This window comes from Phycisphaerae bacterium, from assembly GCA_028714855.1.
Taxonomy (GTDB): Bacteria; Planctomycetota; Phycisphaerae; order Sedimentisphaerales; family Anaerobacaceae; genus CAIYOL01.
The window spans coordinates 126,572-143,983 of record JAQTLP010000001.1 but is presented as its reverse complement, the minus strand read 5'-3'; the positions used below and the strand labels follow the sequence as shown (position 1 = coordinate 143,983).

13 protein-coding genes are annotated in these 17,412 nt (G+C 48.5%); 8 read left to right on the top strand and 5 right to left on the bottom strand.

What is annotated here, in order from left to right; genetic code table 11:
- Positions 1–76: 76 nt before the first annotated feature.
- Together PHG53_00645 and PHG53_00640 are read left to right on the top strand one after the other, a co-directional pair.
- Positions 77–1,882, top strand: coding sequence for a cysteine peptidase family C39 domain-containing protein (locus PHG53_00645; protein MDD5380135.1), 1,806 nt, complete (start codon positions 77–79; stop codon positions 1,880–1,882).
- Positions 1,883–1,993: 111 nt separating this feature from the next.
- Positions 1,994–2,794: a prepilin-type N-terminal cleavage/methylation domain-containing protein gene (locus tag PHG53_00640; GenBank protein MDD5380134.1), complete on the top strand. Its 801-nt coding sequence runs from the start codon at positions 1,994–1,996 to the stop codon at positions 2,792–2,794.
- 12 nt (positions 2,795–2,806) lie between these two features.
- Here PHG53_00640 and PHG53_00635 read toward each other — a convergent pair whose 3' ends face one another.
- The 3 genes from PHG53_00635 to PHG53_00625 form a co-directional block, all read right to left on the bottom strand.
- The gene (locus tag PHG53_00635; GenBank protein ID MDD5380133.1) at positions 2,807–4,483 is read right to left on the bottom strand and encodes a hypothetical protein; all 1,677 of its coding nucleotides are present in this window, start codon (positions 4,481–4,483) and stop codon (positions 2,807–2,809) included.
- Entirely contained in the window at positions 4,480–5,031 is a 552-nt protein-coding gene (locus PHG53_00630) for a sigma-70 family RNA polymerase sigma factor (protein MDD5380132.1), read from the bottom strand. Before PHG53_00630 ends, PHG53_00635 begins: the two co-directional genes overlap by 4 nt.
- A gap of 467 nt (positions 5,032–5,498) precedes the next feature.
- On the bottom strand, positions 5,499–5,774 hold the full coding sequence (locus tag PHG53_00625; GenBank protein ID MDD5380131.1) for an acylphosphatase: 276 nt from the start codon (positions 5,772–5,774) through the stop codon (positions 5,499–5,501).
- Between the two features lie 127 nt (positions 5,775–5,901).
- On the opposite strand from PHG53_00625, the gene PHG53_00620 reads away from it, so the two are divergent.
- The 6 genes from PHG53_00620 (at position 5,902) to PHG53_00595 (ending at position 12,882) form a co-directional block, all read left to right on the top strand.
- Complete coding sequence (locus tag PHG53_00620; protein MDD5380130.1) at positions 5,902–7,194, top strand: SpoIIE family protein phosphatase; 1,293 nt, start codon at positions 5,902–5,904, stop codon at positions 7,192–7,194.
- Between the two features lie 17 nt (positions 7,195–7,211).
- A complete protein-coding gene (gene cmk / locus PHG53_00615; protein MDD5380129.1) occupies positions 7,212–8,525 on the top strand; it encodes a (d)CMP kinase in 1,314 nt (437 codons plus the stop codon).
- Positions 8,526–8,543: 18 nt separating this feature from the next.
- Complete coding sequence (gene ispH, locus PHG53_00610; protein MDD5380128.1) at positions 8,544–9,395, top strand: 4-hydroxy-3-methylbut-2-enyl diphosphate reductase; 852 nt, start codon at positions 8,544–8,546, stop codon at positions 9,393–9,395.
- A gap of 106 nt (positions 9,396–9,501) precedes the next feature.
- Complete coding sequence (locus PHG53_00605; protein ID MDD5380127.1) at positions 9,502–11,298, top strand: 30S ribosomal protein S1; 1,797 nt, start codon at positions 9,502–9,504, stop codon at positions 11,296–11,298.
- Between the two features lie 151 nt (positions 11,299–11,449).
- Positions 11,450–12,304: a sigma-70 family RNA polymerase sigma factor gene (locus PHG53_00600; protein ID MDD5380126.1), complete on the top strand. Its 855-nt coding sequence runs from the start codon at positions 11,450–11,452 to the stop codon at positions 12,302–12,304.
- Positions 12,305–12,369: 65 nt separating this feature from the next.
- Entirely contained in the window at positions 12,370–12,882 is a 513-nt protein-coding gene (locus tag PHG53_00595; GenBank protein ID MDD5380125.1) for an adenine phosphoribosyltransferase, read from the top strand.
- Positions 12,883–12,965: 83 nt separating this feature from the next.
- Here PHG53_00595 and PHG53_00590 read toward each other — a convergent pair whose 3' ends face one another.
- On the bottom strand, positions 12,966–13,586 hold the full coding sequence (locus PHG53_00590; protein MDD5380124.1) for a PEP-CTERM sorting domain-containing protein: 621 nt from the start codon (positions 13,584–13,586) through the stop codon (positions 12,966–12,968).
- Positions 13,587–13,876: 290 nt separating this feature from the next.
- Positions 13,877–17,412 (bottom strand): autotransporter domain-containing protein (locus tag PHG53_00585; GenBank protein ID MDD5380123.1); only part of this gene is annotated, 3,536 nt, incomplete at its 5' end.

Genomic DNA, 17,412 nt, shown 5'->3' with positions numbered 1-17,412 from the left:
TAGCAATTGTCCCGACAACAAGAGTCTGGTTGCTAAATAAATTTTACCAGCCTGAATTTAAGAGAAGGAGATAATCATGAAGACAAGAAATTTTATGTCGATAGCAGTTTTTTTATTGTTTGTTAGTGGTGCTGCTTTTGCAGACAGGCCCTTGGAAAGAAAGGAAATTTTACAAATCTTTCAAAAAATAACAAACCAGCCAAGAAAGACCTGGATACCCGCAGGGACGATTGAGGCAGCACACGAAGAATACAGAGCCCCGAAAATGATGGACGCAGATATGGTCAATGACCAAATCAACAAAGATATTCAGCAATATCAGGACAGCCCGAACAAAAGAGAGCTTACGGAAGAGTTGCAAAAAATGAGACTTGATGCCGAGCCGTTTAATACTCGATACAGATTGTCCAACGAATATACGATGAGTTCGAAAGTCATTGTAAAGTTCGATGGAGACAGATTTTACTGGGAAATCAACGTAAATTCGCGCACAGATTCAGTAAGGCCCGGCAAAGAACTGGCCGGTAATTATATGACCGAGCAGTTTAACTTGGACTGGAATGCCAGACGTATATTCGCTTGGGACGGTGAAAAATATACCACTTATTTTCTGCCCGGCAATCACGCCATCGTTGATACGACAGGCCGTATCCCCCATGTTGTCAACGGGTCGCTGACAGCAGGTTTGATTCCTTGGGGATACGGCTTTTATTCATACGATAATCTCGCCGCTGCGGACGCTGTTGCGATAGAAAAGCAAATTAATGGCCAAACACAAATAAGTCTAACGCTTAATAATCCTGATGGCCTGCAAATGGAGTTTGTAATGGACCCGCAAAAGGATTACGCCGTAATATCCTGTCTAACAAGCAGGGATGGTGTTGTCATTTCCTCCAAACAATACTCCAACTATCAGTTGACAGCCGGCGGTTGGATTCCATTCACCATTTTGCTGGAGCAGTACGAAACCGGGTCAAAAAGATTATTGGCTCGTGACTTGTGGGATATTACCAGTATAGATTCGAATGCTCCTGAAAGTTACGATTTCGAGGTCATCTATGAAGCCGATGCATTGATAGAGCGTTTTTCTCTTAGCGGCGGTAAGTCGGAAACGTATCGTTACTCACAGGGAGTCGATACAAATCTGCTCTTAACCGAAAGATTGGCTTATGCAGCTTCTGAAAGTGCACAACCCAGGAACTGCGCAACGGCAGCATTAAAATATATTACTTCGCAGTTGGGTAAAAATATCACAGACCAACAGTTCGCTCAGCTGGTAAATGGGCCGGATAAATCCACAAATCTTTATGAAATGAAGCAATTTGCACAAGGCATGGGCCTTCACTGCAGGGCTGTCAAGACCGATGTCCAGACGCTGAAGAAGTTGCACGATTGCAAGGCAATCCTGCATATACCCGGCAGAAAACATTTTGTTGCTCTTGAGACAATTGATGCTAAATATGTCTGGACGGTGGATTTGGCCAGCAACCAATTCTACTGTCGGACAGATATTGACTCCTTTCCGGAGGATTGGATCGGTGGCATAGCGATTTTGATTTCCAATACTGAAGACGCTATAAAAGGCGAGTTTGCCGAAATCGACGAAAGCGAGCTTCGTAATATCATAGGGGCCTCCGGCTATAAATGCAACCTGCTAAAACAGGAATGGTATATTATATACTGCGTCTATGCTGGCGGATGTGGTGGCGAATGCAGGGAGTTCTTCACGCGACTGGGCTGTGGAGTTGCCGCGAGCGGAAACTGCTACCAGTACCCAATGCCCAGGTACCGAAAGTCACCCTGTATGGAAGTTCCTGGAGAACCAGGCAACTGTACAGATACGGGCGAATGGACGTATTATTATATGCAGGCATGTGCCTGAGATTAGCGGCCTCGTAGAAATATCAAAAGCAGGCGGGATAATTCCCCATCTGCTTTTTTTGCAGGTGCTTTAAGTTGACGCATCAGACGAGCGGCAATAGAATAGCCGGTTATGAGGCGTTCCGCTTTTACAATCATTGAAGTGCTTGTGACAATTGCGATAATTGCGATGCTTGCGGCTCTATTATTGCCGGCGTTGCGGCTTTCCAGGAAGCAGGCTGAAGTAGCCGTTTGCGGCTCGAATATTAGTCAGTTACTGAAGGGCATGTTTAGTTACGAACTGGAAAATCAAAACCTTCCTTACGGCCTCGACAGCTCGCCTAAAGACCCGCCAACGGGCGGCTACCCGGGATACAGGTCATATGATAGACCGGGATGGTGGTGGTTTAACCAGTTGGAAGATTATTACAGCAATGCCAACAAGGCCAGAACGGTGGCATTATGCCCGTCCAAACGTCTGAGAGGTACCAAGTTCAAAAACAATGTCCTTTGCGGCAATTATGGCGTGAACCGTTCTATATGCAAGGGTACTGATGACAAACAAAGCCGTATGGCGGAATTTGTTGGAACGCCCTTGCGAAGCAGTGATATGCCGCGTCCCGCCAGCACCCTGCTTATCGTTGACAGCGGCTATAGTATAATAAGCTGGTGGAATGCGGTAGATGAGCCTCCTGTGGTTCTTAGCAAAGGTGCAATCGAAGATACTGCTTATGTACCCGGTCTTTGGATTAATGAAAGAAAAGATTTATGGCCCGACCAAAAACCCGATGCCATAGACGGCCGGCATCCGCGTAAAACCGTGAATGTCGGATTTGCGGATGGTCATGTCAGTTTAACAAAAGCTAAAGACTTGTTTGTTGAGAAGACGGGCGTTGACTATAAAAACAAAAAGCCCCTTTGGGTGCCGAAATAAAATGCCGCTGTTCTAAAAAGACGCGTCTTTAATAACTTTCTGCATTTCACTATTGCTTAAATATTCAACTGTTGTCACGGATGTTGCAATATAATCACTGTCAGCGGCCGATTTTACATACCACTCTATTCTCCGGGGAAGATTTGTCTCGGAATCCGCAAATATCCGCCACTTCCTGAGCACGACAGGGCCGCCGGAAGCTCTGTCGGTCCACGTCAAATCATATACTTCGATGCTTTTAGTAATGTCTGCTAAGTCAGCGACGTGGCTCCATACGGCGTCTTCAGGAACGTCGGATATGGCATAAGGCATTAACCCTAAAGAGCCGGTTATTTTTTCCTCGATGTCAGCGGCCGAAGCTGTAGTTAATGGGGTTGTCTCGGTTACGGCAGTGTCCGCTTGTTTGCCTTTTCTTACCTTATTGGGAATATCCAATAGAACAAGCTCTTTTCCAGACTTCCACAGATAAATATTTAACGTAAGCGACACCCATGTTTCTTGTATTATTTTTGTCTTATCAGGGGCAAAATTTGTAGTGTGGACATTTCTGGCTTTTTTGATGGCCTTGTAGATTCTTTCCAGCGTAACTGCTTTGGCTGTTGGTATATTGAGCAGCATCGCAGCTGCTATGGATATCACTGCTGCTGTAGCAATGGCAGTTTTAAGCAACGGCTTTAATTTTTTTACTGAGACCTTTTGTTTTAGGGCGGCGGCAAAATCAACATTTGGAACCGGCTGCTCAGTCTTCATTTCTTCGCGTTGCTTTACGTCTACTCTTATGGGAAAACCGGCATAAAGCTCCTCGGTTCCACTGGCCGCTTGGGTTTTAGCGGATTCATCTATCTGGTATATAGTAACGACGTCAGATTCAGCCCGTTCGGGAATTCTATATATGGCCTTGTGCAGCTCTTGCGTTTTAGCCAGACATTTTGGGCAATTGGTTACATGTGAGCTGAACGATTCCCTGAATTTAGAGTATTGCTCCTTGGCCGGATCAATTCCGTATGGTATGACATAATCGAAAAAATCGCTTGCCGAAACTGACTCGCAGGGAAGTCCCGGAGATGGAACGTACTCCGGCAAACTGTCGCAGAATTTTTGTCGCTCTTTATAAACCAGTTTTCGGCAGACTGGGCACGTGCACAAGTGTTTTAAGACTTCCGAATCGGTTTCACTAAAAGCCATTGATATAATCGAAGGGATAGCATTTTGGGCTTCTGTGCAGCTGATATTACTCCCGGCAGATTTATCTGCAAAAAGCCGGCTTAACCGGCATAATTGTTCATGCCTGAGATTGAGACATCGAATTACATCTAAATCTTCAGAGCACTGTTGACAATCGCACACATGCGCTACTATCGGTGTTGGTATATGTATCCCCAAGACTTGGTCTGGCAGGGTCGGCAGAAAAGGTTTTGCAATATTGCAGGTCACAGGCTTGCCGGTATAAGCAAAATGAAGTTCCAGCATTGTGGCAACCGCAGGACTGACTCGTACACGCCCCGATTCAAGACCATCGGCTTGCAATAACGCCGCTTCAAGATGGTTTATCTGTTCCCGGCAAGGCAAGCATTGCTCAATGTGGCTAATGATAGGTTCTGGAATAAGTCTGCGGCTTTCATCATAGAGAAAATCATAGTAATACAACTCAGCTTCCTTGCATAACGATTTAGGACTGTGAGTAATCATTCTAAATCACCTTGTTTTACTATTAAAAACTGACGGACTTTATTTAACCCTGTGGAGATATATCTGCTGATGGTTCTATTATTAACATTCATCTTTTTTGCTGCCTCTTCGATATTATAACTGTTTTTGTATCGCAAAGTAATCGCCTGAGCTTCACTATATCGTAAACACCCCTTGATGAGTCTGAACATCTCATTTGTTTGCTCTATTTCAATTAAGGCGTTTTCCGGCTCGTTGTTGTTGACCGAATAATTAAAACATTCAGCATATTTGCCCATTCGAGTTTTGTACTTCTCTACCCGGCGAACGGCGTCAACGATATCGTTGGTTATCGCCTTATAAAGATAGCCTTTGACATTATGAATATTTGCGGGGATGGGCTTGGAAACAAGAGAAAGGAAGAAATCCTGGAGCAAATCATCCGCCTGGGCATCATTTTTGACATGGTAACAAATAACCGTACGGATAAAATCTTCATATTTCGAGAAGATTTCTGCCGCGCGGGCTACATTGGCCGGCGGCACAGATTCCGTTTTTACCCTCTCCACAAGCACTTTGGCGATACTCCAAAAAAGTTGTAAGTTCAGTCATTATACCCAACAACCTGTTTATTGACAAGGGGGGAGATTAGAGAATGGCGGACGGGGGAAATTATTGCCTTGTTAAATGCCGGATTTGGCGGTTTTAAGCAAAAAAATCCATCTTTTGTAACCTCCGGAGTTTTCTCGTTCCTAGCTAAATCAGGCCAGATATCCTAAAGTGCTTTGGCGAGGCATTTTTCCCAAAAAATCAGAATTTCCATCAACATTTCACCAACCTGCTTCGCTTCATATATGAATGTGGTATTTCTCCGCTGAGATAGGCGGGAAGGAAAAAGCGAGGCGAGGTTTAGCCGCCAGCAGGAAGTTGGCGGCTATTACTCTCGTCGAGATGGCTTATGCCGCATTAAAATTGACGTTTCAAACATCGAACACATCAGATTAGACCTTAATCACCGTATATCCTTGCTGTCGTATTAAAAAGTGATTTTGAAGTCTGCGTACTGAGGGTTGGGAGGGGTTTCTTCGGCTTTGGTTTCTCTGATGTATCCGCTGAATTCTTCAACAATATCCCGGATGCAATCATCGACCGCTCCGGCTGTGCCTTGAGCAAGCATCTCTACGGCGCCATCAGGTAAATTGCGGACAAAACCGACCAGCTCATAGCGATTGGCTATGTTAAACGCAGTAAAGCGGAAGCCCACGCCCTGGACTTGGCCGCTGAAAATTATACGCTTGGCTATCTCGTCCATTACGGGTTTTACATTAACTCAAAATGGCCTCTAATACAAGCGGCCAATTATGAAAAACAGATTAAAAAAGTTCACTAAGAGGCATAATTTCAGTATAATTCGTTGGTCTTAGTGATAACAATTGATTATGGCAGAAAAAACTCAAGAACAAATTGATAGAGACGAGCCACGCCACTCCGAGGGGCGGGACGAGCAGATTTATCAGCTCACTACCCTTGTGGCGGGAACTTTTTCCCTGCAGGAGGTTCTCGACAGACTCGCTGAAGCGGCGGTTAAAATTATGCCCGGAGTCAAAGCGTGCTCCATTCGGCTGCTGGATGAAGAAGCCGGCGACCTGAAGATGCGAAGCTCCTACGGACTCAGCGATGAGTATCAGAGCAAAGGACCGGTCTCAAAACACGACACGGTTATTGAACAGGCATTTGCGGGGGAGGCGGTGGTGTTGGATGATGTGCGCGTTGATGGCCGTGTAAAGTATAAAGAGGCGGCAATAAAAGAAGGACTCGTAAGCCAGCTTACCGTCGCGATGAAATTTAGACGTAAACCAATCGGCGTGCTTCGGCTGTATAGCCCCAAGCCCAGACAGTTTTACGAAGATGATATTGCGCTTGCCAGGGTCGTTGCCTCCCAGTGCGCCGTGGCAATAACCAACGCCAAGCTTTATGCCGAGGCGATTGAAGGGCAGCGCATGGCTGAACAGATACGTTTGGCGGGTGTCATTCAGCGAAGGATGATTCCGGAAAAAGCGCCCTCGATGCCGGGTCTGGATATAGCGGCTACGTATATACCATGTTTCGATGTCGGCGGTGACTTTTATGACTTCATCCGGTTAAGCAGTGATCGTGTCGCTGTGGCAATCGCTGATGTTATGGGCAAGGGAATTCCTGCCGCGATTATGATGAGTCTGTTTCGAGGCGCGGTACGAGCCTATGTCGATACCGAATGCGACAAAGGCGCCGTAGAAAAAATCGTCAATAAACTCAACAAAATGGCCTGCGGCGAATGCAAAGATGGCGAGTTTGTCGCCCTCTTTTACGCTGTCCTTGATGTTAAAGAAAAGACCATCACATATTGCAACTGCGGGCACGAGCCGGCCGTGCTGATAAGAGACGGCAAAATCGTGGAATTGAACAAGGGCGGATTTGTGCTCGGAGTGGAAGCCGGCGCCGAATATGAGATTGAAACCTTAAAGCTTCGAGATGGCGACAGCCTGCTGTTCTATACCGATGGACTGATTGACGCTGCTAACTTTGATGGTGAATTCTGGGGCTGCGAAAGAATGCTCGAAACCGCAAAGCAGTTCACCTCATTAGAGGCAGGGCAGATGGTTAATAATATCCTCGGGTACAGAAGACGATTTGTCGGACTTGCCAGCCAGGTCGATGATACGAGCGTTATCGTTATCAAAGTTGGAAAATAGCGTTATCTTAAATTAAAATGGCGAACCTGATTATTACTATCGACGGCCCCGCGGCAAGCGGTAAAAGCACCGTTGCGCGGCTGCTGGCTGAAAGGCTCGGCGCGAGCTTTCTCGATACCGGCGCAATGTATCGCGCTGTCACGCTGGCGGCGATGCAGGCCGGCATCGATATGAGCGACGAGATAGAACTGCTCGATGTCTTAAATCATAAAAAATTCCAGTTCGCAGCGAAGAACGATAAGATGACGGCCTCCATCGACGGCGTTGATGTCACCGATAGAATACGCTCGCCGGAAGTTACCGCCAGCGCAAAATATATCGCTTCAGCCCCGAAGCTGCGCGAAAAGCTTGTGGAAATGCAAAGGCAATTCGCCGCTGATGAAGAAAAAATCGTTACCGAAGGAAGAGACCAGGGGACGGTAGCGTTTCCGAACGCTTGTCTGAAATTTTACCTCACCGCAACGCCCGCGGAGAGAGCAAAAAGAAGGGCGGCAGAGCAAGGACTAACGGCCAAAGACCAAATCGAGCAAATACAAAGAGAAATCGAGGAAAGGGACACCCGCGACCAAAGCAGGTCAGTCGGGCCGATGAAACCCGCAGACGATGCAGTTATCATCGATACCACCGATTTATCAATCGAAGAAGTCGTTGAGGAAATTCTGAAATATGCGGAAAGCCATATTTATCGGCTGCCGAAAATGCTATGGCCCCGCTTCGCGAGATTGCTGTGCAAGATTTTCTGCAAGACCTTTTTCCGTCTGCAACCGCAAGACCGCGAGAATGTCCCCGACTACGGTCCGCTTGTGCTTATCTGCAATCATCAAAGCTTTCTGGACCCCCTCTTTTGCGGCATATTCATCAAAAGGCCTTTGTATTTTCTCGCCCGCGATACGCTATTCCGCGGCCTGTTCGGCAAACTGCTGGTCTCTATCCAGACAATACCGGTCAAAAGGGGCGAAGCGGACCTCGCCGCGATGAGGAACGTCATCGACAAGCTGAAAGCCGGTCACGGCGTATGCCTCTTTCCGGAAGCCACCCGCACCAGCGACGGGAAAATCACCGCCTTTAAGCCCGGCTTCGGCCTGTTGTGCAGAAGGGGCAACGCCTCGGTTGTGCCCGTGCTTATCGACGGCGCGTTCGAGGCCTGGCCGAGACATAAAAAGCTGTTTACCCCCGGCCGGTCTATCGCCGTTCAATACGGAAAGTGTATCCCATCTGCCGAGGTCAAAAAAATGGACGATAGAGAGATGGCCGAGCGGCTGACGGAGGCCCTGCGTAAAATGCAGAGCGACTGCCGGATAAAACAGGGAAAACAGCCGTATGATTATTAATAGGCAGGGTGAATATTTATGAAAGTTATAGTTGCTGAAAACTGCGGGTTTTGTCCGGGCGTCAAGAACGCCATCAGTATCGCCGAAGAAATACTCGCCAAAAAAGTCGCTCCGGTATATAGTCTCGGCCCGATTATTCACAACGCCGATGTTGTCCGCCAGCTGGCTGAAGAGGGGCTTAAAACCGTCGGCAATGCGGACAAAATTAAATCGGGAACAGTCATTATCCGCTCGCACGGCGCAGCGCCTAAGCAGATAGTCAAGCTCAAGGAAAAAGGAATCAACATCGTCGATGCCACCTGCGTCCTCGTCAAGAGGGTTCAGCAAATCGCAAAAAAGCTCGAAAAAGACGGCTCCAAAGTCGTCGTCATCGGCGATGAAAATCATCCCGAGGTGCAGGCGGTCGTCGGCTCTGCCAAAGACGTCGTTGTCATTGCCGACGAATCCGATTTACATAAGCTCCCTAAAAACGCCAAATTGGGCATTGTCTGCCAGACCACGCAGAGCCAGGAGCACTTCAGCAGGATGCTCGGGGCCATTGCCCGGCACGGGTTTGGCGAAATGAAGGTAATCAATACTTTGTGCAGGGAAGCCATAAAAAGGCAGGAATCCGCCGTGCAATTGTGCAAGCGGGTCGATATAATGTTCGTCCTCGGAGGCCTGGAAAGCGCAAATACCTGCCGGCTGGCGGAGCTTTGCAAAAAATATAATAACAAAACGTTTCACTTGCAAAATTGGAGCGAATTTGATAAAGTTGTTCTCTTTGGCAAAAAACGGGCTTTGCCCAGCGTAGCAGGCGTTACTGCGGGGGCTTCTACGCCCGAATGGATAATTGCAGAGTTTGTTGAAAATTTAGCGAAAATTAAGTAAATCCAGCCCCTACAAGGGGCGGGATGAATATGCGGCCCTTGATATCCTGTCGCCGACAGGAGGGGGACGCTGAAACAATAACTTTTTTATTTTAGAAATTGAATTTATGGTTGATAGAAATATAGCTAACAAATTAGGCCTGTCGCAGGAAGTCATCGACCAGCAGGTCGGCAAAATGTTCAGTGATAAAGAAACCGCGTTTTTGGAAGAAGTACTCCAGACAAAGGTCGATTCGCGATTGCCGGGGACTATTATTAAAGGCACTATCGTTTCGCAAATAGGAAATGATGTTATCGTCGAGGTCGGCCTCAAAAGCGAAGGCGTCGTCGATGCCAGTGAATTTGACAGTCCGGATGAAGTAGCTCCGGGCAGAGAAATCGAAGTCCTGCTTGAAGATACGGATTCCGAGGGCGGCCTTATCCTGCTCTCAAAACGTAAAGCCGACCGAATCAGGGGCTGGGAAACAATTGTCGATACCAAAAAGGAAGGCGATATTGTTGACGGCAGAGTTGTAAGACGCATCAAGGGTGGCTTGCTTATTGATATTGGCGTACCTGTGTTTTTGCCTGCTTCGCAGGTTGACATCAGAAAGCCGGGCGATATCAGCAGGTTTATCGGCAAGGAACTTAGGTGCAAGATTCTCAAGATAGATATTGAAGGCCGAAACATCGTCGTATCGAGACGAAAGCTTATTGAGGAAGAACGCAAGAGCAGCAAGGAAAAAGTCCTGTCAGAAATCGAGGTTGATCAGGTGCGAAAAGGCGTTGTGAAAAACATCGCTGATTTCGGCGTGTTCGTGGATTTGGGCGGCGTCGATGGCCTGCTGCATATCTCTGATTTGAGCTGGGGCAGGATATCACATCCTTCAGAAGTCGTTCAGCTCGACCAGGAAATCGAGGTCGTTGTTATTGGGGTGGATAAGGAAGGCGAGAGGATTTCTTTGGGCTTGAAACAAAAAACCTCCAGCCCCTGGGAAAATGTTGAGCAGCGCTATCCGATTGGAGCAAGGGTCAAGGGGAAAGTAGTAAATGTAATGAATTATGGCGTGTTTATCCGGCTTGAAGATGGAATTGAAGGATTAGTGCATATTAGTGAGATGAGCTGGACCAAACGCCTGACACATCCCTCCGAGATGCTCAATTTGGGTGACGAAGTTGAGGTGGTTGTGTTGAGTGTTAACAGGCAGAAACAGGAAATTTCGCTGGGGCTGAAGCAAACCGAAACCAATCCCTGGACAATTGCTTCGCAGAAATATCCGGTTGGAACCATTGTTACCACCACTGTGCACAGTCTGACTAATTTCGGCGCATTCGTGGAGATAGAAAAGGGTATTGATGGGATGATACACATTTCTGATATGAGTTGGACAAAGAAATATAGCCATCCCAGCGAGGTATTGCAAAAGGGGCAGGAAGTTAAATGTGTTGTTTTGGAAGTCGATGAGGAAAAACGGCGAATATCTCTGGGAATAAAGCAGATGTCCGAAGATCCGTGGGCTCATGCGATCCCTGAGAAGTATATACCGGGACAGATTATTAAAGGAACAGTAACAAAGCTTACCAATTTTGGCGCATTTGTTGAGCTTGAGCCCGACTTGGAAGGACTGTTGCACATTTCTGAACTTGCCGACCATAAGATTGAAAAAACACAGGATATTGTTAAGCTGGGTGAAGAGATTGAGGTTAAGATTCTAAGAGTTGATACTGAAGCGCGTAAAATCGGGTTGAGTTTGCGCAGGGTGCAGTGGGCTGCTGAAGAACAAGCGTCCGAATCTACCCAGAAGCCTGCCTCAACAGGCGCTCAAACCGTTCTTTCGGATCTGAATATCGCACCGCTGGAAGAAACAGATAAGTCCGAACAGACCAGCGGCGATGATAACACAGAGCAGACGCCCGATAATTAAGGCCTGATGGTAGGTATCGACCCGCTGCATTTGATCGCCTAAACCTGCAGGCTTATTTGACCGATACTTCAAACAGGTTTGTCTATGGCAAAGTGTCGATTGTCTTATAAAAGTGTTGAGGTCGAAACCGAATCTAACCTTATAGTTGGAATTGAAGGGCTTTGGAGGGACGGAGGAGCTAACCATAGCATTTGATATCACCATAAAAGATTACCTTAAGGAAATTGACGAGGCTTCGCTGCTGACTGTGGAGCAGGAGCATTCGTTAGGAAAATTGGTCGTTGAAGAAAACGATCCGCAGGCTAGGGAGCTGTTGGTGCGAAGCAATCTCCGGCTGGTCGTTAATATCGCAAAAAAATATGCGGGCAGGGGGATGAGCCTGGGCGACCTGATTGAGGAGGGCAATCTCGGCCTTATAAAAGCTGTCGATTACTTTGACCCTGACTATGGAACCCGTTTTAGCACCTATGCGGCGTGGTGGATAAAGCAGAGTATCAAACGTGCGTTGCTGGCTAATGTTCAGCCGGTGCATATCCCAACCTATATGGTTGCGCTGATGAACCACTGGCGGCATACTGCGGCGGAGCTCCAAAGCAGGCTCGGCAGAACGCTGGATGCCGAAGAGATGGCAGAGATAATGCACCTGCCGGTACGCCAGGCAAAAATCATACATCACATTGTCAAAATCCTTGGCTCTGTGAGAGATACCTCCGGCAGTGACGGAACGGAAGACAATCAAATAATCGAGGAAACATTGCAGGATCAAAATGCGGGCAAGCCGGAGGATACTTTGGTTGCCGATGAAGAACGGACAAAGGTCTTGAGTTTGCTCAATGAAATCGAACCAAGGGAAGCCGATGTTTTGAGGTCGCATTACGGGCTTGATGGACGCAAGCCGATGACATTAAAGCAGATAGGTAAGCAGGTAGGTCTGACACGAGAGAGAATTCGCCAGATTCAACGCAGCGCTCTTACTAAACTTTACGAATATATGAACGAACGGTAATGGGCACCTGCTTAACGGTACCCGCGACAATACCATGGATGGGAAAATAAATGTCGACTAATGAAATCAATCTCGAAAGTTACATTCGCAGCATACCCGATTGGCCCAAAAAGGGAATTTTATTTCGCGACATCACGCCGTTATTAGCCGACCCTAAGGCATTTGCAGCAGCGATAGATGCTTTATGCGCCGCCTTTATAGACGCGGATATCGACTATGTTGCCGCTGTTGAGGCAAGGGGATTTATATTCGGTTCGGCCGTCGCGAGAAAACTCGGTGCTGGCTTTGTACCAATACGCAAAAAAGGCAAGCTGCCGTCCAAAACCGAAAGCATAACCTACGATTTGGAATACGGCACAGACACATTGCAGGTGCATTGTGATGCCGTAAGCAAAAGCGCGAAAGTCTTAATGGTCGATGACCTGCTGGCTACCGGCGGAACAATGGCCGCCGCCTGCAAACTCATAGAAAAAATCGGCGGTCAAATCGCCGCAATATCTTTTCTCATAGAACTGTCAGGACTGCACGGCCGGGAAAAACTCCAAGGCTATGTTATTAAAACGGTAATATCTTACTAACCTTTGGCCGATAGCGGTTGCCTGTAAATAAAAAAAGGGCTCAGATTTCTTCTGAGCCCTTTTGCATAGTAGTCGAATAGATACTATTTTCTCTTCCTTAGAAGCGCCAACGCTCCGAGTCCCAGCAAACCAATTGTTGCCGGCTCAGGCGTAGGATACTGCTCTGTGCAGAACGAAGTGCTTCCGAGGAACGATACTTTAAAGCCGAAAGTACCGGTATCGTCAATGCCAATATCGTATGCAGAACCCGTAACATTAACATAGTCGATTGTTCCTACATAACCACTGCCGCCATTTGGTATCGTTCCGGCTGTCACAGCGCTGAGTGTCGCCGTCCAACCATTCGGTACGAGCAGACCTGAAGTCACAAATGAGAAGGTATGACTCATGCCCATGGTGATATGGTAATCAGTCCATGCGAAGCCCGTGTCGTTTTCCACGTCCTCGATGATACGAACAGTCGGGTCTTCGGGTGTATCGGTCGTGAAATCGCCCTCTATATGCCCCGGCTCCCAAAGAACATGTGTGCAGTCCATCGCGAGTTCATACTCGTCATCTACCGGTGTCAGGCTTACCGAACCCATGACTATCACGCCGTCTCCGTCGTCGTCACAGCTCCAGCCGGTAATGGAAGCACTTACTAAAGAAGTTGTGCCAAAAAGTAAAAGAAATGCTACTACAAAAAACTTGACTTTTTTCATCATATACTCCTCCTTATAACGCTTATACCTTCCTTCTCATCTTCTGAATTTCCCCAGCATAGTACGTAAACCGGAGGCATCCACCGCAACAGGCATAATACAGTAGCTGCTGCTATTTGTCAATAAATTTTCCGGTTTTTTGAGAAAAAAAGCGCGTTTTTCCCCAACTGCCTATCCAACAAGAAGTTAAAGTCCTTAAATAACCCCGTTTTTTGCGAAAAAGTGCCCTCTTCGGCCTTTCTATTTCTTTTTTGCAATTACAATTCGGTTTTTATATTGGCGAAGACGCTTATCTAAAACAGAACGGTAATCCCGAAGTTCAATGCATTTATGCCATTGCCTGAAGAATATTCGCCTTCATATCGTACGAAGGCCGAGACATTTTTCTTCAACAAAGCCGAGAGGCCGGCTCCAAAATATACACTGTCGTCCCATTCATCATCAACACCGGTCGTGAATTTTGCGGTTCCATCTACAAATCTGGCTTGGATATTCTCGTCATCCATAAATTCATGCGCCCACCCGGCAAATACTTCCGGAATAACTTTGGTCCCGTGTAATTCGAGGACCTTTGATAGTGTCACGCCCAGCTTGCTCCGAAGGGATTCCGATGTCGTTGAGTTCACCTTCAGGCCGGCCGCACCTGCTCCTGTCTCCCGGAAACCTTCGCTGTGATAGGTGATATATTGCATGGATGCGGTTGGAGTAACCGTCAAAGCTTTGAGATGGAAATCGTAACCGGTCCCGGCATATACGGATAAATCGTAGGCTCTGTAATCACCTCTGGCGGTTCGGTTAATAGTGCCGAACCTTATATTGCGCTTATTCTTATTCTCGTGGAAACCTAAGCTTACCGATGTGTCGACGAAGAAGTTCTTTTTGCTGTAAGATGCGTAAGGCCCGACTCTGAAACTGTCCGACTCTCCTTCGCCGCGGTTTCCCTTAAAGTGAAGCGAGGAACGGGTATATCCGCCGCCGACACCGGCTATCCAGTTGGACCCGTAATTCCTGTCAACACCGAACAGGGCGCCGACCGCTTTGGCATCGAAACCCGTCATACCAGAAGTCGTGTCGTGGTCGTAAAAAACTCCGAATGGCCGGAAAAAACCTTTGATGCCGTTATCTGTTGCTGCTTCTTGTTGCATTTCCTCTATCTTCTTGTTTTCATTGATGACATAGGCAAGCATTCGAGGGTCGTTCGATGCGTCTGCTATCAGCGTTTGGCGCTCGTATGTCTGAGAGTCGAACATCATGGCCCTTTCGGTACCTGAACGCCGTGCGCTTAGATAATTCGCCAGATTGCCGGTCATTTGTTGAGTGTTTCTGATAGATACTATTGTTGATGAAGCATGAGGCAGCGGGTCAAGTTGTTCTTCTGCGTCGCGGAGCTGGGCCGTATTCAGCTCGGTAAGAGCGTTGATTAACGTTATATAGTCGCCGGTTGCGTTAGCCATATCAGAATCAATCGCCCCTAATGGACCACCGCCGCCTCCGCCGATGGCAGAGGCAAATGTCCGCCGTGCCGCTGTCAACTGATAGAAAGCGCCGCTGACCCCGCCGGTAAAGCTCAGCACGGCGGAATTATCGGTAATGGTCGGACCGCCATCGGTAATAGCTCCGCCTGCTTGAATGATATTAAAAGTGTCCCCCGTTACAATTATCGAACCGGCAGGACTGACATCAACTACGTCAATAGTGCTGCCGGCTGCGAGATTTACTGTGCCAGTTACATCCAGAAGATCACTGGTTAGTACCCCGCCCGAGTTTGAAACTTCTACTTCGAGTGTGCTTCCTGCATTCTGAGTATAAGGTCCAACAATAACGACAGTTCCGATACTGTTACCTGGCCGGAAGGTTCCGCCGCCAAGTGTAAGTCCGCCGGCACCATTAAGAGAAAAAGCACCTGTTAAAGTACCGGCTGTTAATGTAGTAAGGCCAACATGGGTATTGACACCGGTAAGTGTAAGAGTACCGGTACCTGTCTTTGTCAAAGTACTGCCGGCACCGGCACCGCTGATCACCCCGCTGAGGGTCAGATTGCTTGCGCCCGAAACCGTCAAAGCGTTGCCGCCAAGTGCGATTGCATTACTCACCGCCCGGGCGTCATCATTTGATTGAATAGTGCCGGCGCCGCCAAGGGTCAACGTTCCAGTACCAAGTGCAGCATCATCGCCGAGGATTATTGTGCCGGCGTTAAATGTCGTCCCGCCGGTATAGGTATTTGTTCCGCCAAGGCTCAGAGTTCCCGTATCTGCTTTCGTCAGGGCGCTTGCTCCGGCAACGATGCCGTTATATGTTAGTGTCGTACCTGCGTCTACATCTATCGTGCCTGCTCCGGTCATTGCTATACCCCTGTTGGCGGCAAGGGTGAAGCTGCCTGATGACTCCAGTATGCCTCCACCGAAGACTATCTGCCCTGCTGTCGCTGCACCAGGCGCTGTTCCTAATCCGGAGTCGGCGCCGATGCTTAGAGTACCGGCATTGATTGTCGTTATCCCGCTATATGTGTTTATTCCGGACAGTGTTACCGTGCCTGCATCGGCCTTGGTCAGTCCGCCTGTATTGCTGATTACTCCGCTCAATGTTGCGTCGCTTGCTCCGCCTACGGTCAGTAAGTTCCCGCCGTTATCTATTGTCCCGGATGCCGTCAGTGTCCCTGCCGTTGAACCTATCTTGCTTGCTGTTGCAAGGGTTATGTTGCCTGCAAAGGTATTGTCGTTGATGATGTTATCCAACGCTCCGGACCTGCCGGCTGCTCCAGTGCCGTTTAACGTTAATGCTTCTGCAGTCGCATAGTTTGTGGTTCCTGAAATGCCTAATGTCGCTCCATTGGCCACTGTCGTGGCTCCTGCAGCCGTGCCAAGTGCCTGGTCCGCTGCCACTGTCAGCGTACCTGTATTTATATTCGTTGCACCGGTATAGCTGTTCGTACCATCAAGCGTAAGGGTTCCTGCTCCCTCTTTGGTCAATATGCCGCCGGCGCCGCTGATAACGCCGGAATAAGTAGTATTAGTGGCATCGCCGGTGGTAAGAGTCGTGGCATTGAGGTTGACATTACCGCCGAGGGCGCCGCCGCCGGCAAGTGAGCCTATCGTCTCGCTGGTTGATAATTCGAAACTTGCACCCGCGACGTTCGCAAGGCTTACTGCCCCTCCGTCCGCGATAGCAGAGCCGCCTGAAACTGTCAATGTGCCGGCGTTTATCGTCGTCGTGCCGGCGTATGTATTTGTTCCCGATAGCGTTAACGTGCCTCCATCGGCCTTGGTCAATGCGCCTGCACCGGAGATCGCGCTTGATACCGTGGTATTGCCGGCTCCGCCGATTGTCAAAGTACCGGCGTTAACGATCCCGGTCGTATCGATAGTAAGTGTCTGGCCGCCTGTCGTTACATCGATTTCGCCGCCGGTGGCATTGACAGTGAAACCGCGGTCCGTACTGGCAGTGGTTCCGGTGTATGAGACAGTGCCGCCGTCAAGAACGAGGTTCCCTACGGCATTGGTGGCTTGGCCGAGGTTGCCGGCTACGCCGCCGTTACCGATAGTACCAACGCTCACGGTACCCCCGGCACCAATAGTAGTTACGCCCGTATAAGTGTTGTCTCCCGAAAGTGTAAGGGTCCCTGCGCCGGCCTTGGTCAATGCGCCTGCACCGGAGATCACGCTTGATACCGTGGTATTGCCGGCTCCGCCGATTGTCAAAGTGCCGGCGTTAACGATCCCGGTCGTATCGATAGTAAGTGTCTGGCCGCCTGTCGTTACATCGATTTCGCCGCCGGTGGCATTGACAGTGAAACCGCGGTCCGTACTGGCAGTGGTTCCGGTGTATGAGA

Coding starts and splice junctions, on each gene's coding strand:
- ispH (MDD5380128.1), top strand. CDS start 8,544: ATGAAAGTTATAGTTGCTGAAAACTGCGGGTTTTGTCCGGGCGTCAAG.
- PHG53_00605 (MDD5380127.1), top strand. CDS start 9,502: ATGGTTGATAGAAATATAGCTAACAAATTAGGCCTGTCGCAGGAAGTC.
- PHG53_00590 (MDD5380124.1), bottom strand. CDS start 13,586: ATGATGAAAAAAGTCAAGTTTTTTGTAGTAGCATTTCTTTTACTTTTT.
- PHG53_00645 (MDD5380135.1), top strand. CDS start 77: ATGAAGACAAGAAATTTTATGTCGATAGCAGTTTTTTTATTGTTTGTT.
- cmk (MDD5380129.1), top strand. CDS start 7,212: ATGGCGAACCTGATTATTACTATCGACGGCCCCGCGGCAAGCGGTAAA.
- PHG53_00635 (MDD5380133.1), bottom strand. CDS start 4,483: ATGATTACTCACAGTCCTAAATCGTTATGCAAGGAAGCTGAGTTGTAT.
- PHG53_00625 (MDD5380131.1), bottom strand. CDS start 5,774: ATGGACGAGATAGCCAAGCGTATAATTTTCAGCGGCCAAGTCCAGGGC.
- PHG53_00620 (MDD5380130.1), top strand. CDS start 5,902: ATGGCAGAAAAAACTCAAGAACAAATTGATAGAGACGAGCCACGCCAC.
- PHG53_00640 (MDD5380134.1), top strand. CDS start 1,994: ATGAGGCGTTCCGCTTTTACAATCATTGAAGTGCTTGTGACAATTGCG.